Origin of the sequence: Mesorhizobium sp. WSM3626 (genome assembly GCF_000513935.1) — a bacterium.
In the GTDB taxonomy this organism is placed as follows: Bacteria; Pseudomonadota; Alphaproteobacteria; order Rhizobiales; family Rhizobiaceae; genus Mesorhizobium; species Mesorhizobium salmacidum.
In genome coordinates, this window is the sequence record NZ_AZUY01000017.1 from 37,304 (window position 1) to 62,583 (window position 25,280).

General features: G+C 63.3%; 26 protein-coding genes. 12 read left to right on the forward strand and 14 right to left on the reverse strand.

Annotated features, from left to right (window positions below):
- Positions 1–25 precede the first annotated feature (25 nt).
- From M653_RS0114100 to M653_RS0114140, 9 genes are all read right to left on the reverse strand, one after another.
- Complete coding sequence (locus M653_RS0114100) at positions 26–493, reverse strand: cytochrome c-type biogenesis protein (protein WP_027143927.1); 468 nt, start codon at positions 491–493, stop codon at positions 26–28.
- Positions 490–2,475: a heme lyase CcmF/NrfE family subunit gene (locus tag M653_RS0114105; RefSeq protein WP_027143928.1), complete on the reverse strand. Its 1,986-nt coding sequence runs from the start codon at positions 2,473–2,475 to the stop codon at positions 490–492. Before M653_RS0114105 ends, M653_RS0114100 begins: the two co-directional genes overlap by 4 nt.
- A 32-nt stretch (positions 2,476–2,507) precedes the next feature.
- Positions 2,508–2,951: a cytochrome c maturation protein CcmE gene (ccmE, locus tag M653_RS0114110; RefSeq protein WP_027143929.1), complete on the reverse strand. Its 444-nt coding sequence runs from the start codon at positions 2,949–2,951 to the stop codon at positions 2,508–2,510.
- Between the two features lie 7 nt (positions 2,952–2,958).
- On the reverse strand, positions 2,959–4,098 hold the full coding sequence (ccmI, locus tag M653_RS0114115; protein WP_027143930.1) for a c-type cytochrome biogenesis protein CcmI: 1,140 nt from the start codon (positions 4,096–4,098) through the stop codon (positions 2,959–2,961).
- Positions 4,099–4,222: 124 nt separating this feature from the next.
- Positions 4,223–4,663: a hypothetical protein gene (locus M653_RS0114120; RefSeq protein ID WP_027143931.1), complete on the reverse strand. Its 441-nt coding sequence runs from the start codon at positions 4,661–4,663 to the stop codon at positions 4,223–4,225.
- Between the two features lie 184 nt (positions 4,664–4,847).
- Positions 4,848–6,236 carry an ATP-binding protein gene (locus M653_RS0114125; protein ID WP_051442678.1) on the reverse strand — a complete coding sequence of 463 codons (1,389 nt, stop codon included), beginning with the start codon at positions 6,234–6,236 and terminating at the stop codon, positions 4,848–4,850.
- 28 nt (positions 6,237–6,264) lie between these two features.
- A complete protein-coding gene (locus M653_RS0114130) occupies positions 6,265–6,930 on the reverse strand; it encodes a response regulator transcription factor (protein ID WP_027143933.1) in 666 nt (221 codons plus the stop codon).
- An 86-nt stretch (positions 6,931–7,016) separates the two neighbouring features.
- Positions 7,017–7,316, reverse strand: coding sequence for a hypothetical protein (locus M653_RS0114135; protein WP_027143934.1), 300 nt, complete (start codon positions 7,314–7,316; stop codon positions 7,017–7,019).
- Positions 7,317–7,486: 170 nt separating this feature from the next.
- Positions 7,487–7,894, reverse strand: a complete 408-nt coding sequence (locus tag M653_RS0114140) for a DUF3168 domain-containing protein (RefSeq protein ID WP_027143935.1) — start codon at positions 7,892–7,894, stop codon at positions 7,487–7,489.
- Positions 7,895–8,200: 306 nt separating this feature from the next.
- Between M653_RS0114140 and M653_RS0114145 the strand changes: the two genes are divergently transcribed.
- Positions 8,201–8,989: a fumarylacetoacetate hydrolase family protein gene (locus M653_RS0114145; RefSeq protein WP_027143936.1), complete on the forward strand. Its 789-nt coding sequence runs from the start codon at positions 8,201–8,203 to the stop codon at positions 8,987–8,989.
- Here the strand turns inward: M653_RS0114145 and M653_RS0114150 are convergent.
- From M653_RS0114150 to M653_RS0114170, 5 genes are all read right to left on the reverse strand, one after another.
- Positions 8,986–9,801, reverse strand: coding sequence for an ABC transporter permease (locus M653_RS0114150; protein WP_027143937.1), 816 nt, complete (start codon positions 9,799–9,801; stop codon positions 8,986–8,988). The genes M653_RS0114145 and M653_RS0114150 overlap by 4 nt on opposite strands.
- Complete coding sequence (locus M653_RS0114155) at positions 9,801–10,634, reverse strand: ABC transporter permease (RefSeq protein WP_027143938.1); 834 nt, start codon at positions 10,632–10,634, stop codon at positions 9,801–9,803. The genes M653_RS0114150 and M653_RS0114155 overlap by 1 nt, the downstream gene beginning before the upstream one ends.
- 22 nt (positions 10,635–10,656) lie before the next feature.
- The gene (locus M653_RS0114160; RefSeq protein ID WP_027143939.1) at positions 10,657–11,769 is read right to left on the reverse strand and encodes an ABC transporter substrate-binding protein; all 1,113 of its coding nucleotides are present in this window, start codon (positions 11,767–11,769) and stop codon (positions 10,657–10,659) included.
- Between the two features lie 76 nt (positions 11,770–11,845).
- Complete coding sequence (locus M653_RS0114165; RefSeq protein ID WP_027143940.1) at positions 11,846–12,940, reverse strand: ABC transporter ATP-binding protein; 1,095 nt, start codon at positions 12,938–12,940, stop codon at positions 11,846–11,848.
- Between the two features lie 115 nt (positions 12,941–13,055).
- Positions 13,056–13,952 carry a LysR substrate-binding domain-containing protein gene (locus tag M653_RS0114170; protein WP_027143941.1) on the reverse strand — a complete coding sequence of 299 codons (897 nt, stop codon included), beginning with the start codon at positions 13,950–13,952 and terminating at the stop codon, positions 13,056–13,058.
- Between the two features lie 75 nt (positions 13,953–14,027).
- Between M653_RS0114170 and M653_RS0114175 the strand changes: the two genes are divergently transcribed.
- The 11 genes from M653_RS0114175 to M653_RS0114225 all read left to right on the forward strand — a co-directional run bounded on the left by M653_RS0114175 (position 14,028) and on the right by M653_RS0114225 (position 25,241).
- A complete protein-coding gene (locus M653_RS0114175) occupies positions 14,028–15,629 on the forward strand; it encodes a peptidase M20 (protein WP_027143942.1) in 1,602 nt (533 codons plus the stop codon).
- 23 nt (positions 15,630–15,652) lie between these two features.
- A complete protein-coding gene (locus M653_RS0114180) occupies positions 15,653–16,585 on the forward strand; it encodes a dimethylarginine dimethylaminohydrolase family protein (protein WP_027143943.1) in 933 nt (310 codons plus the stop codon).
- Positions 16,586–16,746: 161 nt separating this feature from the next.
- Entirely contained in the window at positions 16,747–17,364 is a 618-nt protein-coding gene (locus M653_RS0114185) for a cupin domain-containing protein (RefSeq protein WP_027143944.1), read from the forward strand.
- A 128-nt stretch (positions 17,365–17,492) separates the two neighbouring features.
- Positions 17,493–18,434 carry a substrate-binding domain-containing protein gene (locus M653_RS0114190; protein WP_027143945.1) on the forward strand — a complete coding sequence of 314 codons (942 nt, stop codon included), beginning with the start codon at positions 17,493–17,495 and terminating at the stop codon, positions 18,432–18,434.
- A 96-nt stretch (positions 18,435–18,530) separates the two neighbouring features.
- A complete protein-coding gene (locus tag M653_RS0114195; protein ID WP_027143946.1) occupies positions 18,531–19,328 on the forward strand; it encodes an ATP-binding cassette domain-containing protein in 798 nt (265 codons plus the stop codon).
- The gene (locus tag M653_RS0114200) at positions 19,325–20,344 is read left to right on the forward strand and encodes an ABC transporter permease (protein ID WP_027143947.1); all 1,020 of its coding nucleotides are present in this window, start codon (positions 19,325–19,327) and stop codon (positions 20,342–20,344) included. Before M653_RS0114195 ends, M653_RS0114200 begins: the two co-directional genes overlap by 4 nt.
- Position 20,345: 1 nt before the next feature.
- The gene (locus tag M653_RS0114205) at positions 20,346–21,434 is read left to right on the forward strand and encodes a phosphotriesterase (RefSeq protein WP_027143948.1); all 1,089 of its coding nucleotides are present in this window, start codon (positions 20,346–20,348) and stop codon (positions 21,432–21,434) included.
- A 30-nt stretch (positions 21,435–21,464) separates the two neighbouring features.
- Positions 21,465–22,235, forward strand: coding sequence for a glutamine amidotransferase (locus M653_RS0114210; RefSeq protein WP_027143949.1), 771 nt, complete (start codon positions 21,465–21,467; stop codon positions 22,233–22,235).
- Positions 22,236–22,237: 2 nt separating this feature from the next.
- Entirely contained in the window at positions 22,238–23,149 is a 912-nt protein-coding gene (locus M653_RS0114215) for a ribokinase (protein WP_027143950.1), read from the forward strand.
- The gene (locus M653_RS0114220) at positions 23,146–23,994 is read left to right on the forward strand and encodes a BtpA/SgcQ family protein (protein ID WP_027143951.1); all 849 of its coding nucleotides are present in this window, start codon (positions 23,146–23,148) and stop codon (positions 23,992–23,994) included. Before M653_RS0114215 ends, M653_RS0114220 begins: the two co-directional genes overlap by 4 nt.
- Positions 23,991–25,241, forward strand: coding sequence for a Zn-dependent hydrolase (locus M653_RS0114225; protein WP_027143952.1), 1,251 nt, complete (start codon positions 23,991–23,993; stop codon positions 25,239–25,241). Before M653_RS0114220 ends, M653_RS0114225 begins: the two co-directional genes overlap by 4 nt.
- Positions 25,242–25,280: the final 39 nt, after the last annotated feature.

Here is a 25,280-nt window from a genome sequence, read left to right on the forward strand (position 1 = left end):
GTAATGTTAGCGCGCGACTGGGCTGTCAGTCGCGGTGCAGGATCGCGTCCAATGTCGCCTGCTCGTCGGCTGACAGGGATTTCGTCGCCAGCGTCCGGCGCGATCGCGCGCTTAGAGCGATAAATACGCCTCCCACCAGCAGCAACAGAACCGGCGTGCCCCACAGCAACGCGTTGCGCAGGTCGAAGCGCGGCTTCAGCAGCACGAACTCGCCGTAGCGGGAAACCACGTAGTCCATCACCTGCTGGTCGGTATCGCCGGCGACGAGGCGCTGGCGCACCAGGATACGCAGGTCGCGAGCAAGGTCGGCGTCGGATTCGTCGATCGACTGATTCTGGCAGACCATGCAGCGCAAGCCTTCCGACAGCGCCCGGGCTCTCGCCTCGAGTGCTGTGTCGGCCAGCATCTCGTCGGGCTTCACCGCCAGCGCCGTGCCGACGAAGAGCAACGCCAGCAGCAGGACAATCGATGTCAGTGAAAACCTCGCCCTCATGGCAGGCCCGCCGGCGCCACCGCCTGCTTGCGACGGCGCGATGGCGCGCCGACACGCAGGCGTCTGTCCATCAGCGACATGGCCGCACCCGCCATCATCACCAGGCCGCCGCCCCAGATCAGCGTCACCAGCGGCTTCCACCACAGACGCACCACGACCGAGCCGTCCTTGCCCTCGTCGCCGAGCGAAAGGTAGAGCTGGGAGAGGCCGATGGTCTTGATGCCGGACTCCGTCGTCGTCATCTGTCGCACGGGATAGAAACGCTTGGCGGAGCTGATTTCGCCGATTGGGCTGCCGCTGACGCCGATCAGCTCGAAGCGGCCGCGATCCTCGCTGTAGTTCGGTCCCTGCGCAGGGTAGAGCCCGACGAAACGCACCGTGCGGCCGGAGATTTCGACGATTTCACCGGCATGCATGGACAGTATCTTCTCCGTGCCGAAGCAGAGCGTGCCGACGATGCCGAGCACGGTCAGGCCGAGGCCAAGATGCGCGAAAGCGGTCCCGAAGACCGAGCGCGGCAAACCAACCAGGCGCCTGACCATGATCGGCGCGGCGGCATTGCCTAACCCCGCCTTGACGGCGAGGTCGGTCAGCGCGCCAAGGATCAGCCAGACGGCAAGGCCGACGCCAAGCGCGGCAAGCACCGAAGCGCCGTCGATGAACAAGGCCGTGACCAGCGTTGCCAGAAGGGCGGCCGCAAACGCCACCATCAGACGCTGCGCGACGCCAAAGACATCGCCGCGTTTCCAGGCCAGCAGCGGCCCAAAGGGAACCATCACCAGCAGCGGCACCATGAGCGGGGCGAAGGTGAGGTTGAAGAACGGCGCTCCGACCGAAATCTTGTCGGCCGAAAAAGCCTCGACCGCCAACGGATAGAGCGTGCCGACCAGCACGGTGGCGGTCGCCGTGGTCAGAAACAGATTGTTGAGGACGAGCGCCCCTTCGCGCGAAATCGGATGGAACAGGCCGCCTGCCGTCAATTTCGAGGCGCGCAGCGCAAACAGTGCCAGCGAGCCGCCGATGAACAACGTCAGGATGCACAGGATGAAGACGCCGCGCGTCGGATCGGTGGCAAAGGCGTGGACGGAAGTCAGGACGCCCGAACGCACCAGGAAGGTGCCAAGCAGCGACAGCGAGAAGGTCAAAATGGCAAGCAGCAGCGTCCAGATCTTCAACGCTGAGCGCTTTTCCATGACGATGGCCGAATGCAGCAGCGCGGTGCCCGCCAGCCACGGCATGAAGGAAGCGTTTTCGACCGGATCCCAGAACCAGAAACCGCCCCAGCCGAGCTCGTAATAGGCCCAGTACGATCCCATCGCGATGCCGCCGGTCAGAAACATCCAGGCGACCAGCGTCCATGGCCGCACCCAGCGCGCCCAGGAGGCATCGATGCGCCCCTCGATGAGGGCCGCGACCGAGAAGGAAAAGCAGATCGAGAAGCCGACATAGCCGAGATAAAGCAGCGGCGGATGAATGGCGAGGCCAAGATCCTGCAGGATCGGGTTGAGATCGCGGCCTTCGATGGGCGGCGGATTGAGCCGGATGAAAGGATTGGACGTCGCCAGGATGAACAGGAAAAAGGTAGCGCCAATGGCGCCCTGCACCGCAAGCACGTTGGCGCGCAGCGTCGCCGGCAGGTTGGAGCCGAAAGCGGCGACAAGCGCGCCGAAGAAGGTCAGGATCAGCACCCAGAGCAGCATCGAGCCCTCATGGTTGCCCCAGGTTCCGGTGATCTTGTAGATCAGCGGCTGCAGCGAATGCGAGTTCTCCCAGACGGTCGCCAGCGAGAAATCGGAGCTTGCATAAGCGCTCGCAAGTGCGGCGAAGGACAGCGCCGTCAGGGCAAAACCGGTCACCGCGACCGGACCGCCGACTGCCATCAGGCGCTGGTTATTCAGCCGCGCGCCAAACAGCGGCACGACGGTCTGCACCAGCGAAAGCGCGAACGCCAGAACCAGGGCGAAATGTCCGGTTTCAACCATTCCCGCAACTCACGCTTGCTCTCCTGCCAGAGTTACTCACTCTTGCTCTCCTGCCAGACACCCTTGGCCTTCAGCCCGTCGGCAACTTCCTTGGGCATGTAGCGCTCATCATGCTTGGCCAGTACGCTGTCGGCGACAAAGACACCGTCGGTGCCGAAGGTGCCCTCGGTGATGACGCCCTGCTCTTCGCGGAAAAGATCGGGCAGGATGCCGGTATAGGTCACCTTGACCGATTTGTGGGTATCGGTGACCGAAAAGGCAACCGTCGCGCCCTGGCCACGCTGGATGGTGCCTTTTTCGACCAAACCGCCGAGCCTGATGCGCTGGCCGGGCTGCACACTGGCCGTGGTCAGGTCGGCCGGCATGTAGAAATAGGACGCTTTCTGGCCAAGCGCGTAGAACGTTAGGCTGGTGGCGGCGGCGAGGAAAGCCAAGCCGCCCACAATCACCGACAATCGTTTCTGCTTGCGCGTCATGTCAGTTCTACTCCGTCGCCGTCAAGCCGAGCGAGGCGGCAAAGGCGGTGAATTTCCTGGCTTCGTCACTGTCGGCCCCAAAGACCGCAATGGCGCGGCCCAGCGCATCGCGTGCCTGATCGGTCTTGCCCAACACGACATAGGAACGAACCAGCCGCATCCATCCTTCCGGGTCGCGCGGATTTTGACGAAGTTTGTCGTCGAGGCCGGCAACCATGGTGTTGATCATGGCTTCCGTGTCCTGCGGCGACATGGAAGATGCCGCGTCGACATCGGCGGCATCGGGGCCTTTCGCGGCCGCGCCGGAAGCGACTTCGGGGCCGCCGGATTTGGCCAATGCCTGTTCGACGGCGCCGCGCCATGGCGAATCCGGCGGCAGCGTACCAAGCATCGCCTGCCAGGCCGCGGCCGCTTCCTTGCCGCGGCCCTCCTGCGCCAACGCCATGGCCAGATAGAAGCTGGCTTTCGCATTGGCCGGGTCAAGCTTCAAGGCCGCCTCGAAGGCATCCTGGGCATCGGCCGAAACAATACCGCCCGCGGCACCGGCGATCGCCTCGCCGAGGCCGGCCTGGCGGACGGCGCTGTCGCCGTCGAGGCGTATGGCGTTGCGGTAGGCCGCCGCGGCGTCGGCAAAGCGCTGCATGCGCAGATAGACCGGCGCCAGCACGTCCCAGCCTCTCCCATCGGAAGGATTGGCAGCAAGATGGGCTTCGGCGCGCGCTACCAGCTCATCGACCGAACTGTCGGCGGGGTTCTTGGCAAGCCGGTCGCTGAGCGGCTGCGACGGCAGGTCAGGCGAGCCGATCTGGCTGTAGAGCCCCCAACTGACCAACGGCACCGCCAGCACGGCGACGGTCGCAACAAGTCGTGCCGTGACCGATGCCGACCTGCCGGACGTCTCGCCGGCCGGATCAGCATTGCCCAGGCGAAGGATGCGGCGGGCGATCTCGGCGCGCGCCTCGGCCGCTTCAGCGGGCCCGATCAGGCCACGTGCGGCGTCGCGGTCGAGTTCGGCCAATTGATCGCGATAGACTTCCAGATCGTGATCGCCGCTCGATGGCGCGCCCTTGGAGGCCCCGGCCAGCGGCAAAAGCACCGCCAGGCTGGCGCCCAGCGTGAGAATTGCGGCTATGACCCAGAACAGCATGGTTCTTCCAATAACGGCAGAGCCCTGCCCTGCCAACACAGGCATCCTGCGACGCTTTGACGGCAGGCACGCCGAATGTCCTTGATCGACATCAACTGGCCGGATCGCAACCGGACCCGGTTGGCTAGGTCAATGGCGTCCAACTGCCGTCGGCATTGCGGCAGGCCGTTCCGTGCGCCGTGACACTGGCGCTGCCGGTGAATACCGTCTGCGTGTACTGGCGGCAATCCTGCGAACCAACACGGTAAGGCTGGGCTGGAACCACCTCGCCATGGCGCGACGCCTGATCGCCCTTCCACGCCACCTTCTGGCCGCTCGTCGTATATTCAAGCGCCTTGTATTCGGCCTCGAGCGCGCTGCGCTTTTCCGTATCGCTCAGGCCATTGCCGATCGACCCGCCAATGAGACCACCGCCCATGGCGGAAATGATGGACTTGGTGACAACCTTGCCGCTGGCCGGAGGCGTCGAGGCCGGTGTCGCCGGCACGGTCGGGCCCTTGCCGCTCAAGGTGGTGCAGCCCGATACGGCCAGCAAGGCGGAAACAAGCGCGACGCGAATCTTCATGCCAACAACCGGTATTCCTGAGTTGGAGCCTGCCATGGATGCGCGGGGAGCATCATCTGAGAAGTGGGCGTGGCCATAGTGTTGATATTTGCCGGAAATTTGGCCGCCGCCGGCCAGTCCGAGGTCAATCGATATGCCGCCATAGCATGCGCCGCCCGTCGGTGTCGATTGGCCTGGGGAAACGTCACTGAAGGCTCCGCAATCGCACCACTGCCTTTAATCCACCCATGCCGGACCGTTCCAGCACCAGCCCGCCTCCATATTCGTTGACCAGGTCGGCGACGATGGCGAGGCCCAGACCCGTTCCAGGCTTTGTCTCGTCCAGGCGGCGTCCACGCTTCATGGCTTCGCGCGCCTTGTCTTCGGGAATGCCAGGGCCGTCGTCGTCGATGCTGATCTCGAACAGGTTGTCACCGCTGCTGGCCAAAGGCGCAACCGTAACCGACACCGCGCTCTTTGCCCACTTCATCGCGTTTTCGAGAAGGTTGCCAAGCAGTTCCTCGAGGTCCTCGCGTTCGCCGGCAAAGATGAGCTCGGCCGCGGGCAACGACAGCGACAGACTGGTCTGCGGGTTGAGCTTCTGCAAAACGCGCACCATGCGCTGCACCAGCGGTGCCACCGGCGTGCGGTAGACGACGCTGTCGCGCTGCGCCGCGACGCGGGCGCGCTGCAAATAATGGTCGATCTGCTTTTGCATGGACGCGGCCTGCTCGGCGATCAACTGTCCCTTGGCGCCGCCAAGCGCCCGGCCCTCGTTGAGCAGAACGGCAAGCGGTGTCTTCAGCGAATGGGCGAGATTGCCGACCTGCGTCCGCGAGCGCTCGACAATGCGTTTGTTGTTTTCAATCAACGCGTTGGTTTCGTTGGCTAATGGTTCGATCTCGGCCGGGAAGCGGCCGTCGAGCCTCTGCGCGGTGCCCTCGCGCACCATGGCAAGTGCGTTCCGGACCCTGCGCAGCGGCTGCAGCCCGAGCAGGATGGCGATGGCGTTGATGGCGATCATGCCGATGCCGAACAGGCTGAGATAGGTCAGCAAGCGGCGCTGGAAGGTTCCTATTTCCTGCTCCAGTTCGGTCTTGTTGCCCATGACGCGGAAGCGCGCGGCGCGGTTCTTGGCATCGAGAACGAATTCGCTCTCGAACACGACCAGTTCCTCGCCATTAATGCCTTGCGCGGCATAGCTGCGCTGGAAATTGGCGTTGAAGGGAACATCCGCCACGTCGGGCGACGGGATGGTCCGGGTCATGGACGAAGAATGAAGATCGCCATGCACGCCTTCCGAGGCGGGCTCGACGGACCAGTACCAGCCCGAATTCGGTTCCGAGAAACGGAGGTCGCCAAGATCGGGGGAACCGGTTAGCGCACCGCTGTCGGAAATGCCGATGGAGCCGATCAGGTTGAACAAATGCGCCGACAGCAAACTGTCGAAGCCTCGCTCACTGGCCTGTCGGTAGAGCGTGGTGATCAGGGTGAAGATGACGACCAGGGTCAGGATCGCCCACACGGTGGAGAAGGCGATGACGCGGAACGTCAGCGAACGCGGCCAAGCGCGCAGCGAAAGCCGTCTGCCCACGGTTGAGTTGGTAGCGAGCGGTTCCGCCTTACGCCTCCGGCTCACGCATGCGGTAGCCCATACCGCGCACGGTTTCGATCATGTCGATGCCCATCTTTTTGCGCAGCCGCCCGACAAAGACCTCGATCGTGTTGGAATCGCGATCGAAATCCTGGTCGTAGAGATGCTCGACCAGTTCGGTCCGCGAAACGACCTCGCCCATGTGGTGCATCAGATAGGCAAGCAGCCGGAATTCGTGCGAGGTCAATTTCAGCGGCACGCCGGCGACATCGGCCTTCGAAGCCTTGGTGTCGAGACGCAGCGGCCCACAGGTCAGTTCCGACGAGGCGTGGCCGGCGGCGCGGCGGATCAAGGCCCTGACCCGCGCCAGCACCTCCTCGATGTGGAACGGCTTAGTGACGTAATCGTCGGCACCGGCATCGATGCCGGACACCTTGTCGCTCCAGCGGTCACGTGCGGTCAGGATCAGCACCGGCATCTTGCGGCCGCCGCGACGCCAGCGCTCGACCACGCTGATGCCGTCCATCTGCGGCAGGCCGATGTCGAGGACGACGGCATCGTAAGGCTCTGTGTCGCCGAGGAAATGGCCTTCCTCGCCATCGAAGGCACGGTCGACGACATAGCCGGCATCGACCAGCGCATCCGAAATCTGGCGGTTGAGATCCTTGTCATCCTCGACAACGAGTACGCGCATGCGGGGACCAATGCCTGTTGAGGTTTCAGATATAGGCCGATTCCGCCGGCCTGGGAAACGGAGCCCTGTAGGAAGGGAAGACTGCGTCAGTTCTGTGGAACGACGATTTCGGAGCGGCGCGGACGCTGCCCGTCCTTGCCGGGCACGAGCACGACGATAACGCAGACCGGCTGGCCGCCACGCGTCGACGCCGAGGCCTTGGCTAGTGTTCCGCCATTCTGCTGGGCCACCTGCTGACCGATCGCATAGCAGTCGGATGCGGCCAGGACGATCGGGCTGGGCTGGTCGGGTGCGATCACCGGTATCGCCATTGCCTGCGACGCAAACAGCCCAGCGGCACCAAGCGCCAGGGTCGCGGTTCGGAAATGGGAGCGAAGCGTTTTCATGACCGGCGTTCTAACGCGTCGGTGCTGAACGTGAAATGAACGGTGAACGGCCCTGAAACCATGCTCGCCACACCCCTGCAACGCGAGACAGACAATCTGGATTTCACCGCCCCACCAGTGAAACCCGCGAGAGCCAGTTTAGACTCCGTTTCGATGATATTGAAAGCGCGTCAGGCGTTTTCCTGCGTCAGCGCTCGGAATCGCAGCAGACCATGATGGACAAGCAGTTCCTCATCATAACGCGCCTCGCTGAATTCCAGCGACAGCCGCGTCTGGCCACGCGGGCCGATCACCAGCACCGCGTCGGCAAGGCGTGCCTCGATGGCGGCCATGATGGCAAGCGTTTCGGCTTCACCATGGGCTTTCGACCAGACATGCAGCGTGATCAGCTGGTCATCGTTGTTCTCGGCCCCAGTATGCCAGTCGAAGGCAGAAGTCTGGCCTGAAGTCACATAGGGAAAGGCGACGTTGTCGGTTGGCCGCTCGAGCAGTCCGGCGCCCCCCAGCAGCGCCGACAGCGAAGCATCGCTTTTCAACCTGAGAAACAGGGCCTGCTGCAAATCACCGGGCGCGGTCATCGTCCATTTCCTCAAGCCGTTGCGCGACTGGCAATGCTTTCCAAAGCCTGTCCATGTCCGCATCCCTTCGCAGATATAGCGGTTCGCCACGCGAAGACGATGGCGATTCGTCATCGGAATGATGAACGCCCATGATCTCGAAAATACGACTTGCCGACAATCTCGTCAGCCGGCGCGGTAGAGCCTCGCAAATGAACCATGAGCGTGGTCACGTGGTCTTGCCGTATATAGGCTGGTCCTCCGATGAAATGTTCCTTGCAGGCTTGGCCGGACAAAGGGCATGTTCCCGATTTTCGGGAGCTGACCATGCTCGATCCAGAACAAGCCAGGGCCGCGTCGCATCTGCTGGTAAGTCATTGGGACAACGGCACCCATGTCGACACGATACCTGAGGAGTTGCGGCCGACGACGCGGACCGAAGGCTATGCCATCCAGGCCTATGTCATGGATCGTTCGGCGGCCCCGCTTTTCGGCTGGAAGATCGCGGCAACCAGCCTTGCCGGTCAAAGGCATATCAATGTCGACGGCCCTATGGCCGGGCGCCTGCTGGCAGAGAAAGCGATCGAGGTTGGCGGGACCGTCTCGCTGGCGACAAGCAAGATGCGGGTCGCCGAGGTCGAATTCGCTTTCCGTTTCGGCCGCCAGGTCCCACCTCGCCCGGCACCTTATGAAATCGCTGAAGTGATGGACGCCGTGGCGAGCTTGCATCCGGCGATCGAAATACCGGATTCACGCTATGACGATTTCTGCGCCGTCGGCGCGCCGCAGCTGATAGCGGACAATGCCTGCGCCAATCTCTTTGTTATCGGCCAGCCCACGCAAGACGAATGGCGCGACGTGAATCTCGCGGAGTACCCGGTGACCGGTCTTGTTTCGGGCAAGTCGCGGCACGACGGAACCGGCGCGGCTGTCCTCGGCGATCCCCGTATTGCGCTCACATGGCTGGTCAATGAGCTGTCGGGTCTAGGTATAGCGCTTCAGCCGGGACAGGTGGTGATCACCGGCACTTGCTTGACGCCGATACGCGTCGAGGCCGGTGACGAAGTCATTGGCGATTTGGGCAGATTTGGCAAAGTCTCGGTGCGGTTCGTCTAGACCGGCCTGCTCCCCCGGTTCAGCCGGACCACGACGCTTCTCACCGCCAGAACCAGCACCGTGATGATGATCAAAATCACCGAAAGCGCCGCGATCGCCGGGTCGATGTTGTCGCGCAGGCCCATCCACATCAGGCGCGGCAGTGTGATGGCGTTGACCGAGGTGATGAACAGGGTGACGCCGATCTCTTCCCAGGAGAGCACGAAGGAGAGCAGTGCCGCGGTGACGATGCCGAACTTTATGTTAGGCATGATGATGCGCGTGGCGCGTTCCCACACGCTTGCGCCAAGGCCGCGCGCGGCAAGGTCGATGCGGCGGTCGAGCTGGCTGAGCGAGACCAGGATCAGCACGGTCGCGAACGGCACCGTCATCACCGAATGCGCCATGGCAACGCCGAGCCAGGTGTCGTAGCCGAAGAAGGAACTGACGCCTGAGATCGAGGTGAGCAGGAAGTAGAGCGTGATCGCCGAAACCACGGGCGGCACCACCATCGGCAACAGCACAAAGCCGACCAGGGCTGCCGTAAAGCGCGGCTGGAACATCCACACACCAAGGCTGAAACAAAGCGCCAGTACAGTCGAAATGGCGCTGCTGACAATGCCGATGCGGATCGAAAGCAGAATCGACTCGAGCCAGCGCGGATCCTCAATCAACGACCGATAGTGCCGCAGCGACAATTCACCCGTCGGCATCGCCAGCATGCGGCTAGGCGTCAGCGATACCGGAATGACGGCGAGCAGCGGCATAAGCAGGAACAGCGCCACCAGGGCGGCGATAACCAGCGAGACAGGACCGGGGCGATAAGTCGGCATCAGATAAGCTGCTTCGGTCTGACATAACGGAACAAGAGCGCCATCAGCGCGCCGACGAACAGCACCAGCACTACGCTGATCGCAGCTCCCAGCCCCCAGTCCGGGCTCTGGAATATCCTGAGATAGATCAATTCGGCGATCATGACGCTGCGGCCGCCACCGAGAATCGCCGGCGTTACGAAGAAGCCGAGCGAGAAGACGAACACGATCATCGCGGAGCCGATAATACCGGAGCGCGTCATCGGCACGAACACCGTCCAGAAGGTGCGCATGCGGCTGGAGCCGAGGCCGCGCGCTGCCAGCAGCACACGGTCGTCCAGGCTGCGCATGGCCGAAGCCAGCGGAAAGACGGCGAACGGAATGAGGAAATGGGTCATACCGACAATGACGCCGAACTCGTTGCGCACCAAAGTCAGCGGTTCGGAGATGAAACCGATCGACTGCAGCCAGGTGTTGATCAGGCCGCGATTGGACAGCAGCGCCACCCAGCCGAAGGCTCGCGTCAGCACCGAGATCCAGAACGGCACCAGGATGCAGAATTCGGCGATGAGGCGCTGCGCCGGGCTGCCGCGCACCCAGACCACCGTGATGGCATAGGCGGCGGCGACTGACACAACTGTGACAATGGCGGCGATGCGCAGCGTGCGGATGAACACCGACTGCACCAGATCGTCGGTGAGCAACGCCTTGTATTGGCCAAGCCCGGGCGTCGGCAAGGTGAAGCTCCACTTCACCACGCCGAGAAACGGCCAGGCATAGGCAAGGCCGAGAAACAGGAGCAGCGGCGCCATCAACAGCGCCGCGCCCATCCTGTCGGAGAGAACGCCTCTCATGTCAGTTCAGCATCGCCGCCGGTCAGGCGGAGATGATCTTGGTGTATTCGTCGAGTGCCGCACCGTAGTTCTTCGCGTACCAATCCATGTCGAGTGCGATCTGCTTCTTCATGTTCTCGGGATCGACGGGGTTGATGCGCTTCTTGTCGGCAGGGATCAGCGCATCGGCCGCCGGATTGGCCGGACCCTGGCCGAGCTTGTCGAACATCACCAACTGCTTTTCCGGATCCTGGGCACTGGCGATGAACTTCATCGCAGCATCCTTGCCGCCGGGGTTGTTCTTGAGCACGGCCAGCGCGCCGGGCGAGATCAGGCCCTGGTCCCAGATGAACTTGATCTTGCCGCCGGAATCCTGCTCGATCAGCGAGGCGCGCGTCGACCAGACGATCGCCATCGAGGCTTCGCCATTGAGCAGCACGCTCTGGCTCTCGGCGCCGCCGCCCCAATAGGCGACGACGTTTTCCTTGAAGGCTGATATCTTGTCGTGCGCCCGTTTCAAGTCGAGCGGATAGAGCGAAGCCGGCGCGATACCGTCGGCCAAAAGGGCCGCTTCCCAGCTCGACACGCCCCATTTGTAGAGGGAACGCTTGCCCGGGAATTTCTTCACATCGAAGAAATCGGCCATGCCGGTCGGTGCATCCTTGCCGTATTTCTCGGAATCGTAGGCGATGACATAGGAGAAGAAATAGGTCGAGGCGGCATAGTCCCAGCCGAAGCCCGGCCGCATCTTCTTCTTGTCGACGATATTGTAGTCGATCGGCTCGAGCATGCCTTGCGCGCCGAGCGTAATGGCCGAGAACGGGTCGACGTCGACCAGGTCCCAGGTCGGGGCGCCGCTTTTAAACTGCGCGGCGATCGCGCCTTCAGTCGGGCCCGAGCCGTCCATCTTGACGGTGATGCCGGTGTCCTTGGTGAAAGCCTGGCCATAGGCCGCGTCATAAGCCGTGATGGCGTCGCCGCCCCAGTTGACCAGCACAAGTTCCTTCGCAGCGGCGAATGCGCCGCTCGAACGCAGCAGCATCGGCGTGCCGGCGAGCACGAGCGCCGCTAGCTGCGTGAACTGGCGGCGCGAAATCTCGCCGCGTATCGTCCTTTCGGACAGCGTTTCGATGGCCTGTTTTTTGGTGTCGTTCATGTTCATGTCAGTTCCCCTTTGTTTTTGTTGATTTTAACTACGGAAGCCGGTGCGGCGGATCAGGCTTCACCGGCGCTCATTGTCCTCCGTCCGGAAGGAGGAAACCCTTTTCCGCCGGCCATGTCAGCCAGACGGAATTGCCCTTGCTGAGAGCAGCCGCCGCGATCTCGTTGGGCACCGAGACGGTTACTTTGGCACCCTGGCGTGTGGTGAGGTCGAGCTTGGTTGCCGCCCCCAGATAGGTCGAGGCGATCGCCGTCGCGGCAATGCCGTTCTCTCCGGCGGCGGCCTCGCGCGTTATCGACATGTGTTCGGGCCGGATCGCCAGGATGGCGTTGGCACCGACAGTCGCCGGATTGCCGCGCAGGCTGACGGCGCGGTCCTCGCAAAGGCCGGTGGCCCCGTCATCGGCGCTGCGCACGCCTTTCAGCGGCAGCATGTTGATCTCGCCCAGGAATTCGGCGACGAAGCGATTGGCCGGCCGATCGTAGACCTCGTCCGGCGCCCCGACCTGCAGCAGTTTGCCATGGTTGAAGATGGCGACGCGCGAGGACAGCGCCAAGGCCTCGCTCTGGTCGTGGGTGACGAAGACGAAGGTGGTGCCGGTCTCCTGGTGCAGGCGCTTCATCTCGGCCTGCATCTGGCCGCGCAGGCTCTTATCCAGCGCTGAAAACGGTTCGTCGAGCAAAAGCACGCCCGGCTCGAACACCAGCGCGCGGGCAAGTGCGACGCGCTGCTGCTGGCCGCCGGAAAGCTGCGACGGCAATTTCTTCTCGTGGCCGATCAGACCGACACGCTCGATCATCTCACCGACGCGCTTCTTGATCTCGGTGGCCGATTTCTTGCGAACCTTGAGCGGGAAGGCGATGTTTGCCTCGACGCTCATATGCGGGAACAATGCATAGCCCTGGAACACCATGCCGGCGGCACGCTGCTCGGCCGGGCGGTCGGTGATATCGGCGCCGTCGCTGAAAAGCCTGCCCTCGGTCGGCTGCACGAAGCCGGCCAGGATCATCAGGAAGGTGGTCTTGCCGGATCCGGAAGGGCCAAGCAGCGTCAGGAACTCGCCGCGGCCAATATCGAGCGTCAGATTGTCCAGTGCACGGAACGAGCCGAAGCTCTTGCCGATCCCGATTGCCTTGATCTCTGCGGCCCGGCCGGGTTGCTGCATCCTGCCTCTATCCTTACCGTTAAGCCAAATCGTAGGCAGGGCCGAAGCTCACCGCAACCGAATAGTTTTCGCCTGATCGGCAAATTTCATTCATCTATGGCGGGCCCCCTGCCCCTCAATGAGGCTGAATGCGGCTCTCGGAGAGCGTCGACCTCAGCCATCCCGCGAACGCTTCCAGGACCGGGTGCGAGGCCTTGGCGTGTTCGGAGACCAGGAAATAGGAGCGCGGCGACTTGATCGCGATGTCGAACGGCCTGACCAGACGGCCTTCGCTCAGCGCGCGGCGGCTGGTCAGTTCGTCACCCATGGCAATCCCCTGGCCGGCGATCGCCGCGGAGAAGACGAGATTCATGTCGGAAAAGAAGATACCGCCTTCGGTGTCCGGGTTTTCGACCTTGGACAGCGCCAGCCAGCGTGCCCAGTCCTCGGTGTCGTCGAGATGCAGCAGATTGGCGCGCAGCACGTCCGCCGGCCGGGAAAAGCCGCCGACCTTGTTGAGCAGCGTCGGGCTGCAAAGCGGCGTGAACGAGATTTCGCACAACAGTTCGGCCATGCGGTTCGGCCAGTTGCCGACGCCAAAGGCGATGAAGGCGTCGGCATCGGCATTGCTGACATCGTCGAGCCGCCTGGGCGTCAGGATGCGCAGCGCCACATCGGGATACATCTGCCGGAACTCGCCGATATGGGTGCACAAGAACAGCGAGGCGAAGCCTGGCGTGCAAGAGACGGCGAACGAGCCGCCGACGCCGGTGCCGGCATCGCGCGTGACCGCGTCGCCCAGCACGGTCAGCGCCTTGCGCACGTCGCTGGCATAGCGCTGGCCACGCGGGGTGAGCGCCACGCCCTTGCCGATACGCTCCAGCAGATCGAAGCCAAGGTCGCGCTCCAGCAGCCGCAGCTGATGGCTCACCGCGCTGCGGGTCAGGTGCAGTTCGTCGGCGGCGCGCCAGACGCTGCCATGCCTGGCGAAACTGTCGAGGGCGCGTAGCGCCTGTGTGGATGGAATTCTCAAGAGGTGAACCGAATTTGCACGAACCGGGAAAACATATCACTTTTTGGCGAGCCGCTTCACTGCTTTCTTTTAGGCATGGACAAACCGGTGACGACATCGGCGCAAGAGACCGCGCTTGCCTGCCTCGACGGCATCCAGCCCCTGCTGTCGGCCTGGACACGCACCATCTTCGATTTCGGCGAGACCGCGTGGCGCGAGTACCAATCGGCCGCCTGGTATGTCGATCGGCTCAAGCGCGAGGGATTTTCGGTCGAGGAAGGCTCGGGCGGCATGCCGACCGCCTTCTGCGCCCACTGGACAAACGGCGCCGGACCGACCGTCGGCATGTATGCCGAGTATGACGCAGTGCCCGGCAACTGCCAGGACGCCGTGACGGTGAGGCAGCCGCGACCTGGCCTTGGCGACGAGGCCGGCGGCCATACCGATCCGCATTCGGGGCTTGGCATAGCAAGTCTCGGCGGGCTGCTCGCGACCAAGGCCGCCATGCAGCGCGACGGTATTCAAGGCACGCTGCGCTTCACCGGCGAACCGGCCGAAAAGGTGCGCGGCTCGAAGCCGATCCATGCCGCCAAAGGCTATTATGACGGCCTTGCCGGCATGATCTCCTTCCATCCCTTCTATATGCTGCCGCTCTGCAACACCGCGCGCTGGGACACGCATTGCGGTGCGGCCTACGCGATGATCTATCGCTTCGTCTGCGACGAACCCGAAAATTGGGTTCGCGCAGGCGACGGCGCACCGATCCCGCAGGCGCATTCGGCGGTCAGGGCACCGGGCGCCAACGATGCGCTGATGACCATGTTCATGGCCTCCAAGGCGTTGCGCGATTCCATGCTCCCGCACCAGGGCGGCTGGTCGATCAGCGAGGCGATCCTGACGGCTGGCCAGGCCACGGCCGACAATCTGCCGGCAGGCCTGGCCGAGATCCAGTACATGATCCGCGTGCCGACGCTTCGTATGGCCGAGCAGGTGACGGCGGTGCTCGACCGCAACGCCGCGGCCGCGGCCGCGATCAGCGGCTGCCGCTACGAACGGCACTGGGTGTCGAAGTCGCGGCCGGGGCTCGCCAACCACGCCATGGCCGGGATTGCCTACGAAGCCCTGTCAATTGTCGGACCACCTCGCTGGGACGAAGCCGCCAAGACGATCGCGCGAGAAATCCAGGTCAATGCCGGCGGCACCACGACCGAAAACCCCTTTATCGACGAACTGGAACGGCTGATTTCGCCGCAAGAGGCCGAGGCGATCTTGCGCCGCGACTTGCCGCCGTCGCAGGTGAATTCGACTTCCGACGACTACACCGACATGAGCTGGCACGCGCCGACCGCGCGCTTCTATGTCGCCCGCCCAGCGCTCCGCTCGGCAAACGGCCACGCTTTTCCGGCATGGGTGATGAATGCGCTGGGCGGCATTCCCGCGACGATCGATCCAATGGTCATCTGCGCGGCCAAGACGGTCGCGCTGGCGGCGCTGCGCCTGATCGAGGACAAAACCGCCCGCGAAGAGGCGATGAGCGAGTTCACCACCCGTACCGGCGGCGGCGTTGGCGGCTCCAACTGGATCGCCCCGCTCTGCGACTACGAGCCGCCGATCAATTTCCGCTGGCCGGAATATGTCACCACGCCGCGCGGGCGCGACTGGTGGATACCAAACAATGCGCGACCGACCAATTCTTGAGAACAAGCCACGAGGAGAACCGCATGACCGTTCATGACCGCATCATCGCCGAGCCGTTTTCGCTGCAGCGCCGCAATCCCTCCGGCGGCACCAAGCCGCTGACCGTCTGGGGCTTCGCCAACGAGACCGACGTGTTGACCGACGTGCTGCTCGGCTCGCCGAATTTCTTGCGTCACCTGTCGACCAGCTCGCTCTCGCGAAAACATCTGCGCGAGGCGCCCTGCAACGTCCAGATCGCGCAGGCGCAGCACAAGGATCTGGTCGCGGCTTACGAGCATTTCGGCGTTAACATCCATTGGCACGAGCCGACGCCGGAACTGCCGATGCAGGTCTATTCCCGTGATTCCAGCGTCATGACGCCTTATGGCGCGATCATCACTGCCATGGCCAATTGGTGGCGGCGCGGCGAGAACTACGCGGCCATCCGCACCTATGAAAAGCTCGGCATCCCGATCTACGACATGGTGACGGCAGGCACCTTCGAGGGCGGCGACTTCAACGTCATCGAGGACGGCGTGGTGCTGATCGGCTGCGGCGGCGCGCGCACGCAGGAGGAAGGCGCCCGCCAGGTGCAGGCCTGGTTCGAGAAGGAAGGCTGGGAAACGCGCATTGCCTTCATCGACGAATACTACGTTCACATCGACCTGATGGTGGTGCCGATCGCCGAAAAGCTCACCGCCGTCTGCCTCGCCTGCACCGAGCCCGGCATCGTCGACTGGCTGAAGGGCAAGGGTCACGAGATCATCGACGTCCCCTTCCAGGACACGATGGCGCTCGGCTGCAACTTCATGTCGCTGGGCAAGGACCGGGTGATCGCGCCGACATCCAGCAAGACATTGATCGAGAAACTCAAGGCGCGCGGCTTTGAGGTGGCGGCCGTCGACATGAGCGAAATCTCCAAGACCGGCGGCGGAATCCATTGCATGGCGCAGGCGCTGAAGCGCGAAGCGGCATAGGGGACCGCCGCTCTCGCGCGCGCTTGAAGAGGCGGGCGCGGCGGCGGCCCTGGATGGGTCATTGACCTGATCCGACGCGTTGTCCGTTTTTCGCAGGATGGACAACGCCCGGGATCGGTTTTACGAGTCAGCCCAACCAGCGGAGATGTTCGCGCCCCCCAATGAACAAGATCGATACCCATAACAGCAAGGGCGGCGACGAACGTTCGACCGCAACCAGCCTCTTGCGGCTCGGCACACGCTTAAAACTGTCCCGGCAGACGCGCGGCCTGACCCTGAAGGCGCTGGCCGCCGCCGCCAACTGTTCCGAGAGCCTGCTTTCCAAGGTCGAGAACGGCAAGATCTCGCCCTCGCTGCCCATGCTTCACCGGCTGGTCGAGGTGCTCGGCACCAATATCGGCTGGATGTTCGAGGAGTCCGACGGCGAGGAAGGCATAGTCTTTCGGGCCGGGGCGCGGCCGCTGATCGCTCTCGATCCGCTGCGGCGCGGCGAAGGCATTTCGCTCGAGCGCGTTATCCCCTATTCGCCCGGGCATCTCCTGCAGTGCAATATTCACCATATCGAAGCAGGCGGTGAAAGTGCCGGCCCGATCCAGCATGCCGGCGAGGAAGTCGGCTATCTCCTGGAAGGCGCGATCGATCTGATGGTCGGCGAAAAGACGTTTCGCCTGACGGCCGGAGATTCCTTCGTTTTCAACTCCGAATTGCCGCACTGGTATCGCAATGTCGGCGATGAACGCGCCAGCATTTTTTGGGTCAACACGCCGGCGACATTCTGACCCCGTTGCTTTCGGTGAAGCTAATTCAAGTGACTTGACAAGAAATCAAGCATCTTGAATTATGTCTGTGCGCTCAGCGCCAGGTGAGCCCGATCAAGGGCCTTTTCGCAAAACCAAGGGGAACCGGAATGCGTCTTACCAAGATCCTTTCAGGCTGCGCGGCAGCCATCGCCATGACCCTCGCCCTCGGCTCTGCCTCCGCCATGGCCGAGACCTACGCGCTGGTCACCATCAACCAGCAGGCCCTGTTCTTCAACCAGATCAATGACGGCGCGACGGCCGCGGCAAAGGCCGCCGGCGTCGACCTGGTCATTTTCAACGCCAACAACGTGCCGAGCGCGCAGAACGACGCGATCGAGAACTACATCACCCAGAAGGTCGACGGCATCATCCTCGTCGCCATCGATGTCAACGGTGTGAAGCCGGCGATCACAGCGGCCAAGGCCGCCGGCATTCCGGTCATCGCCATCGACGCGCAGATCCCGAACGGCGACAACGTCGCCTTCGTCGGCGTCGACAACACCAAGGCCGGCGAGGACATCGGCAAATTCTATGCCGACTACGTCAAGACCAAGCTGAACGGGACCGCGAAGATCGGCGTCGTCGGCGCGCTCAATTCGTTCATTCAGAACCAGCGCCTCGACGGCTTCAAGAAGGCCGTCACGGAGAGCGGCCAGAAGGTCACCTTCCTCGATACGGTCGACGGCCAGAACGTGCAGGACGTGGCACTGTCAGCCTCCGAAAACCTGATGACGGCCAATGCTGACATGACGACGCTCTATGCGACCGGCGAGCCGGCCCTGCTCGGGGCGGTTTCCGCTGTCACCAGCCAGGGCCGTACCGGCGACGTCAAGGTGTTCGGCTGGGATCTGACCAAGTCGGCGGTGCAGGGTCTCGAAGAGGGCTGGGTCATCGCCGTCGTCCAGCAGGATCCGGCCGGTGAAGGCAAGGCTGCCATCGAAGCCTTCGGCAAGCTCAAGAAGGGCGAGAAAATCGATCCGATCATCAATGTTCCGGTCACCATCGTGACCAAGGAAAATGTCGGCCAGTTCAAGGACATGTTCAAGTAGTATCCTCCCCAGACCGCCGGGCCGCGCATCGACCTGATGGTCGCTTGCGCAGCCCGGCGACCGATTGAACATGCCGCCTTGAGAAACGGAACCATGATGAGCGATGGCGAGACCTACCGCGTCAGGATGACCGGTATTTCCAAACGATACGGCCCCATCCAGACGCTGGACGATGTTTCGCTGCAGCTGAAGCCCGGCGAGGTGCTTGGCCTGGTCGGCGACAACGGCGCCGGCAAATCGACGTTGAGTAAAGTCCTGTCGGGGGCGGTCATTCCGGATTCCGGCACCATCGAGATCGACGGCAGGGCCGTCTCGTTTTCGTCGCCGGCCGATGCCCGCGCCGCACGGGTGGAGATGGTCTACCAGGACCTTTCGCTCTGCGACACGGTGGATGTGGCGGGCAATCTCTTCCTCGGTCGCGAACCGCGACGCCACGTTCTCGGCGTCCCCTTTCTCGACAACAAGCGCATGCACGATGAGACGCGTACCATGCTCGACCGGCTCGGCATCGTCATCGCCGACACAAGGCTCAAGGTCGAGAACCTCTCCGGCGGGCAGCGCCAGTCGATCGCCATCGGCCGCGCCGCCTCCTTCGATCCGTCGGTGCTGATCATGGACGAACCGACCGCGGCGCTTGCTGTGGCGGAAGTCGAAGCGGTGCTGGAGCTTATCCGCACGGTCAGCGCCCGTGGCGTCAGCGTGATCTTGATTACCCATCGGCTGCAGGACCTGTTCCTGGTCTGCGATCGCATCCAGGTGATGTATGAGGGTTGCAATGTCGCCGAACGCAGGATCGGCGAGACCAGCATCGAGGAGGTCGTCAACCTGATCGTCGGCCGGAAATTCAACGCGCGTTCGGCGCGCGCCGGCCGGGATGAGGCGGTACAGCCATGAACGCCACCGCACCGTCGACCGATATCGGCGCCTCGCCGTCCAAACGCACCCGCAAGAGTGGCTGGAAGGATGTCGCGCTGGCCAATGGCAGCGTCGTCTCCATCGCGCTGTTCTTTATCGTCGTCTGCATGGTCTTCTCGCTGATCACCGGCTCCTTCCTGACGACGCCCAATCTGCTCAACATCGTTCGCCAATCGGCGCCGCTGCTCATCGTCGCGGCCGCCATGACTTTCGTCATCACCACCGGCGGCATCGATCTGTCGGTGGGCTCCGTGCTGGCGCTGGCGGCGACGCTGTCGGCCGTCCTGCTGCAGGCCGGCCTGCCATGGCCGTTGGTCGTCATAGCCATGCTGGCGCTCGGGGCGGCGATCGGCGCCTTGCAGGGCTTCTTCATCGCCTATGAGCGCATCCCTGCCTTCATCGTCACGCTAGCCGGTCTGTCCGTCATCCGCGGCGTGGCACTGCTGATCACCGGCGGCTATTCGATCCCGGTCGAGCCGACGAGCTTCTTCGTCAGCATCGGCAGGGCCTGGTTCCTCGGCGTGCCAGTGCCGGCGCTGCTCGCCCTCCTCGTCCTGATCGTCGCCTACCTCGCCTTCAACCAGACGCCGTTCGGCCGCTACGTGACCGGCATCGGAGCCAATACCGAGGCGGTGCGCCGCGCCGGTGTCGATACACGCTTCATGACTCTGTTCGTCTACATCCTGTCGGGCATGGCGGCGGCGTCAGCGGGCATCATTCTCGCGGCGCGGCTCGGTTCCGGCTCGTCGAATTCCGGTCAGGGTTTCGAACTCGATGTTATCGCCGCCGTGGTGCTGGGCGGCACCAGCCTGTTCGGCGGGCGCGGTACGATCATCGGTACCGTGCTCGGCGCACTGACCGTCGCTGTCATCGGCAACGGCCTGATCCTGGCGCATATGTCGCCGTTCCTCACGCCGATTGTCACCGGTACGATCATCCTCGTTGCCATCTGGCTGAATTTCCGCCTGTTCAAGGGCGCAGTGCGGAGCCGCTGATATGGATCATCTATTCGACGACAAGCCGAAGGAGCGGGCGCCGATCGGTGTCCGCTCCGGCACGGTGATGACCGTTACCGGCCCCGTCGCGATCGCCGACATGGGTGTGACGCTGATGCATGAGCACATCCTGCTCGACGGCGCGAAATCCTGGAAATGCCCGTGCCATCCCGACGAGAAGAAGATCGCCGAGCAGCCCGTCAACATGGAGATTATCGGCGAGCTGCGGATGAACCCCTACATGAACCGCGACAACGTCTCGCTCGACAACAGCGACCTGGCCCTTTCGGAACTAGCGAAATACCGGGCGCTCGGTGGCCACACTGTGGTGGACGCCACCAATATCGGCATTGGTCGCGATCCGGTGAAGCTGGCGCGCATCGCCCGATCCTCTGGGCTGCGTGTTATCATGGGAACAGGCTTCTACCTGCAGCACACCCACCCCGACTGGCTGAAAGCGATGGACGTCGACGATGTCACCGAATTCCTGGTCAACGATGTCGGCGGGGGAGCGACACAGCCCGAAATCATGGCCGGCATCATCGGCGAGGTCGGCGTCAGCAAGGATTTCACCGACGAGGAGCGCAAGTCGCTGCAGGCTTCGGCGCGGGCGGCGAAAATCACCGGCGTACCGCTGACCATCCATCTGCCCGGCTGGGAACGGCTGGCGCACGACGTGCTTGACGTGGTCGAGGCGGAAGGCGCGGATCTGAGGCACACGGTGCTTTGCCATATGAACCCGAGCCACAACGATCTCGCCTACCAGAAAAGCCTGGCCGAGCGCGGCGCCTTCCTGGAATACGATATGATCGGCATGGATTTCTATTATGCCGACCAGGACGCCCAATCGCCGTCCGACGAGCAGAATGCACAGGCAATCCGCTCGCTGATCGACATGGGGTTGGTCGACCGAATTCTGCTGTCGCAGGATGTCTTCCTGAAAATCATGCTGACGCGCTTCGGCGGCTTCGGCTACGGCTTCATTCTCAAGCATTTCGTGCCGAGGCTGAAACGCCATGGCGTCGAGCAGTCGGCTATCGACCGCATACTCATCGACAATCCAAAGACCGTGTTCGCCGCCGGTCTCTGAGCCGCGGCCTCAAGCAGTAAGGAAGTATACATGTCCAGGAAGAAGGTTCTTCTCGCAGGTGAGTCCTGGGTCTCGACCGCGACCCACATCAAGGGCTTCGACCAGTTCCCGACCGTGACCTATCACACCGGCGCCGATGAATTGCTGGCCGCATTGAAGGACGGTCCGTTCGATGTCACGTTCATGCCGGCGCATGAGGCGCAGCGGAATTTCCCCCAGACCATGGAGACGCTTTCGGCCTACGACGCGGTCGTGCTTTCCGATATTGGCGCCAACACGCTGCTGCTTCATCCCGACACCTGGGTCCACTCCAAGCCCACGCCGAACCGGCTGCGGCTGCTGCGTGACTATGTTGGCAATGGCGGCGGCCTCTTGATGTTCGGCGGCTATTACAGCTTCCAGGGCATCAATGGCGGCGCGCGCTATCACAAGACGCCGGTCGAGGAGGTTCTGCCGGTCAACTGCCTGCCGGTGGACGACCGCGTCGAGGTTCCGGAAGGTTATGCGCCGGTTGTCACCGGCCCACACGACCATCCGATCCTGAAGGGGCTCGGCAAGGATTGGCCGATCCTGCTCGGCTTCAACGAGGTCACGGTCAAAGACGGCGCGGAAGTCCTCGCTACCGTGTCTTCCGACTACCGTTCGCTACCGCTGCTGGTGACCGGCAAATACGGCAAGGGCCGCACGCTGGCTTGGACCTCGGATGTCGGCCCGCACTGGCTGCCCTCGAGCTTCATCGCCTGGGATGGCTACAAGACATTGTTCGAACAGATGCTGGGCTGGGCAACGGCCAGGGACTGATCATGCGCGTCCATGTCGTCGGCAATGTCTGCGTCGATACGACGTTTCGGCTGGACCGGTTTCCGCAGCCGGGCGAAACGTTGAACGCGTCGAACCATACCGACGGACTTGGCGGCAAGGGTGCGAACCAGGCCGTGGCCACCGCCCGCACCGGTGCCGATGTCCGCTTCCACGCGGCGATCGGCAACGATGCCGCCGGAGCATGGATAAGAGACCAACTCAGCCGCGAGCTCGACGACAGCCATCTGACGATGCTGCCACTAACCAGCGACCGATCGACTGTTATGGTCGATGCGCGGGGAGAGAACCTCATCGTCACCGGCGCGAGTTGCGCCGCCGCCTTCGATCCGCTGACAGATAGCGATTTCCTGCCATCGATCGAACGCGGTGACATCGTGGTGATGCAGGGTAATCTGGATCCGGATGTGACGGTCGCTTGCCTGCTCGCGGCGCGCGCCGCGGGAGCCATGACGATCTTCAATCCGAGCCCGCTTGCGGCTGACTCCGCACCGGATCTGAGCAACGTCGGGCTAGTCATTGCCAACGCCGGCGAGGCAGCACATTTGACTGAAGGCGCAGAGCCTGCCGAGGCGGCCCGCGCGCTGATCCGACAAGGGGCCGATGCCGCGATCGTGACGCTTGGCGCGCAGGGCTGCCTGGTGGCCGACGGCGGAGGAAACATCGAATGGATCGCGGTGCCCAAGGTGGCTGTGATAGACACCAGCGGCGCCGGCGATGTCTTTTGCGGCTGCCTCGCCGGTTGTCTTGCGGCCGGCATCGACCTCACCAAAGCGGCGCGGATCGCCGTACGCGCCGCGGCCATCTCGGTCGGACGCGCCGGCACTCTCCAATCTTGCCCCGAGGGACCGGAGATGAAAACGCTCATGGAAACGACGGAAGCGGAAACCGCATGACAAAATCCCCCAAAGCCATCGGATCCAAACAGATCACGGACGACGCGCTGCGGTCGATTTTCGGCAGAAGCAAGGTGGTGATCGGCGTCGTTCACCTCGCCCCCCTACCGGGCGCGCCGCGCTACGACGGCGAGGCGGTGGAGATCATCTACCAGCGCGGCCTCGACGACGCCAAAGCCTATCTCGATGGCGGCTGCGATGGTGTGATCGTCGAAAATCACGGCGACGTGCCGTTTGCCAAACCGGATGACATCGGGCCGGAAACCTCCGCCTACATGTCCGTCGTCGCCGACCGCATCCGCCGTGAGCTTGGCCGGCCGATCGGCATCAACGTGCTCGCCAATGCCTCCATCCCCGCCCTTTCGATCGCCAGCGCCTCCGGTTCATCCTTCGTGCGTGTCAATCAATGGGCCAACGCCTACATCGCCAATGAAGGCTTCATCGAAGGCGAAGCGGCGCGCGCCATGCGGTTCCGCGCCAGGCTTCGGGCCAATGGCATCCGCATCTTCGCCGATGCCCATGTCAAGCATGGCGCTCATGCCATCGTCGGCGACCGGCCGGTCGAGGAACAGGTCAAGGACCTGGTGTTCTTCGATGCCGATGCTGTGATCGCCACCGGCCAGCGCACCGGCCACGCCGCCGACCTCGGCTATATCAGGATGATCAAGGACGCAGCTGGACTGCCGACGCTGGTCGGCAGCGGTGTCACGCCCGACAACGCCAACGACATCCTCGACATAGTCGACGGCGTCATCGTCGCCAGCTCGCTGAAATATGACGGCGTCTGGTGGAATGAGGTCGATCCGCAACGGGTGAAAGCGTTCATCGGCGGCCTCAAGCGGTGACTTTGGTGCCGGAGATCAACGGCGAGCGGCTGCTTGGACGGCTCGACGCCTTCGCCCGCATCGGCGCGACGCCAGCCGGAGGGGTCAATCGGCAGGCGTTCAGCATCGAGGACCGCAGTGCCCGGCGCCTGCTTGCGGAATTGGCACTGGCGCGCGGCTTCACGGTCTTTCAGGACGGCATCGCGAACCTCTTCATCCGCCGCGAAGGGTCGGATGCCACGCTGCCGCCACTCATGATCGGCAGCCATCTCGACAGCCAGCCCAACGGCGGGCGCTTCGACGGCGCGCTCGGCACGCTTTGCGCCTTCGAGGCGCTCGAAGCGCTGGAGGACGCGAAGGCTCAAACCAGGAGGCCGATCGAGGTGGTTGCCTGGGCCAATGAAGAAGGCAGTCGCTTCGTGCCGGGCGTCATGGGCTCCATGGCCTTCACCGGTGCGGATACCGACGCGTGGAAATCGACCGTCGGTGCTGACGGAGCGCCCCTGGCGACGGAGCTCGAAGCGACGATCGCGGCCTTGCCGGAGGCGAGACTTCGCCCGACCGGCATGCCGATATCAGGCTATATCGAGCTGCATATCGAACAGGGGCCTTCGCTGGAAAAGGAACTGGTGCCGATCGGTGTCGTCACCGCCGTTCAGGGCACGCGCTGGCTGGAAGTTTGCATCGAGGGCAGTGCCGGTCACGCCGGTACGACGGGCCTCGCCTATCGCAGGGATCCGATGGTTGCCGCGATTGCCGCGATACACAGGCTGCAGAAGACGATCATGCCGCTCGACGCCAGCGCGCGTCTGACGGTCGGCCGGATATTGGCTCAGCCGGGATCGATCAACGCCATACCGCAATCCGTGATCTTCACGGTGGATCTGCGGCATCCACGGCCGGAGCGGCTCGATGCCATCGAGGCCGAGGTGCGCGCGGTCTGCGCTGCGGAGGTGGAGGGCCAGCATTGCTCCGCAACGATCAGGCCGTCGTTCGATATGCCAGGGGCCGCGTTCTCTCCCGATATGATAAAAATCGTCGAAGATGCCGCCAGTGCCCTGCAGCTAACCCACAAACAGATGATATCGGGCGCGTTCCACGATGCGTTGTTCATCGCCCGCGTGGCGCCTACCGCGATGATCTTCGTGCCGTGCCGTGACGGGCTGAGCCACAATGAGGCGGAATATGTAGAGCCCGTGGATGCGATCACCGGCGCACGGGTCCTGTTGCAGGCAACGATCGCAGCCTCGGCGGCTCGGACAAGGTGATCTCGCCGACCTGAAACCGACCAGGCGCATTGTTTTCGG

Coding starts and splice junctions, on each gene's coding strand:
- M653_RS0114100 (WP_027143927.1), bottom strand. CDS start 493: ATGAGGGCGAGGTTTTCACTGACATCGATTGTCCTGCTGCTGGCGTTG.
- M653_RS0114105 (WP_027143928.1), bottom strand. CDS start 2,475: ATGGTTGAAACCGGACATTTCGCCCTGGTTCTGGCGTTCGCGCTTTCG.
- ccmE (WP_027143929.1), bottom strand. CDS start 2,951: ATGACGCGCAAGCAGAAACGATTGTCGGTGATTGTGGGCGGCTTGGCT.
- ccmI (WP_027143930.1), bottom strand. CDS start 4,098: ATGCTGTTCTGGGTCATAGCCGCAATTCTCACGCTGGGCGCCAGCCTG.
- M653_RS0114120 (WP_027143931.1), bottom strand. CDS start 4,663: ATGAAGATTCGCGTCGCGCTTGTTTCCGCCTTGCTGGCCGTATCGGGC.
- M653_RS0114130 (WP_027143933.1), bottom strand. CDS start 6,930: ATGCGCGTACTCGTTGTCGAGGATGACAAGGATCTCAACCGCCAGATT.
- M653_RS0114135 (WP_027143934.1), bottom strand. CDS start 7,316: ATGAAAACGCTTCGCTCCCATTTCCGAACCGCGACCCTGGCGCTTGGT.
- M653_RS0114140 (WP_027143935.1), bottom strand. CDS start 7,894: ATGACCGCGCCCGGTGATTTGCAGCAGGCCCTGTTTCTCAGGTTGAAA.
- M653_RS0114145 (WP_027143936.1), top strand. CDS start 8,201: ATGCTCGATCCAGAACAAGCCAGGGCCGCGTCGCATCTGCTGGTAAGT.
- M653_RS0114150 (WP_027143937.1), bottom strand. CDS start 9,801: ATGCCGACTTATCGCCCCGGTCCTGTCTCGCTGGTTATCGCCGCCCTG.
- M653_RS0114155 (WP_027143938.1), bottom strand. CDS start 10,634: ATGAGAGGCGTTCTCTCCGACAGGATGGGCGCGGCGCTGTTGATGGCG.
- M653_RS0114160 (WP_027143939.1), bottom strand. CDS start 11,769: ATGAACGACACCAAAAAACAGGCCATCGAAACGCTGTCCGAAAGGACG.
- M653_RS0114165 (WP_027143940.1), bottom strand. CDS start 12,940: ATGCAGCAACCCGGCCGGGCCGCAGAGATCAAGGCAATCGGGATCGGC.
- M653_RS0114175 (WP_027143942.1), top strand. CDS start 14,028: ATGGACAAACCGGTGACGACATCGGCGCAAGAGACCGCGCTTGCCTGC.
- M653_RS0114180 (WP_027143943.1), top strand. CDS start 15,653: ATGACCGTTCATGACCGCATCATCGCCGAGCCGTTTTCGCTGCAGCGC.
- M653_RS0114185 (WP_027143944.1), top strand. CDS start 16,747: ATGAACAAGATCGATACCCATAACAGCAAGGGCGGCGACGAACGTTCG.
- M653_RS0114190 (WP_027143945.1), top strand. CDS start 17,493: ATGCGTCTTACCAAGATCCTTTCAGGCTGCGCGGCAGCCATCGCCATG.
- M653_RS0114195 (WP_027143946.1), top strand. CDS start 18,531: ATGAGCGATGGCGAGACCTACCGCGTCAGGATGACCGGTATTTCCAAA.
- M653_RS0114200 (WP_027143947.1), top strand. CDS start 19,325: ATGAACGCCACCGCACCGTCGACCGATATCGGCGCCTCGCCGTCCAAA.
- M653_RS0114205 (WP_027143948.1), top strand. CDS start 20,346: ATGGATCATCTATTCGACGACAAGCCGAAGGAGCGGGCGCCGATCGGT.
- M653_RS0114210 (WP_027143949.1), top strand. CDS start 21,465: ATGTCCAGGAAGAAGGTTCTTCTCGCAGGTGAGTCCTGGGTCTCGACC.
- M653_RS0114215 (WP_027143950.1), top strand. CDS start 22,238: ATGCGCGTCCATGTCGTCGGCAATGTCTGCGTCGATACGACGTTTCGG.
- M653_RS0114220 (WP_027143951.1), top strand. CDS start 23,146: ATGACAAAATCCCCCAAAGCCATCGGATCCAAACAGATCACGGACGAC.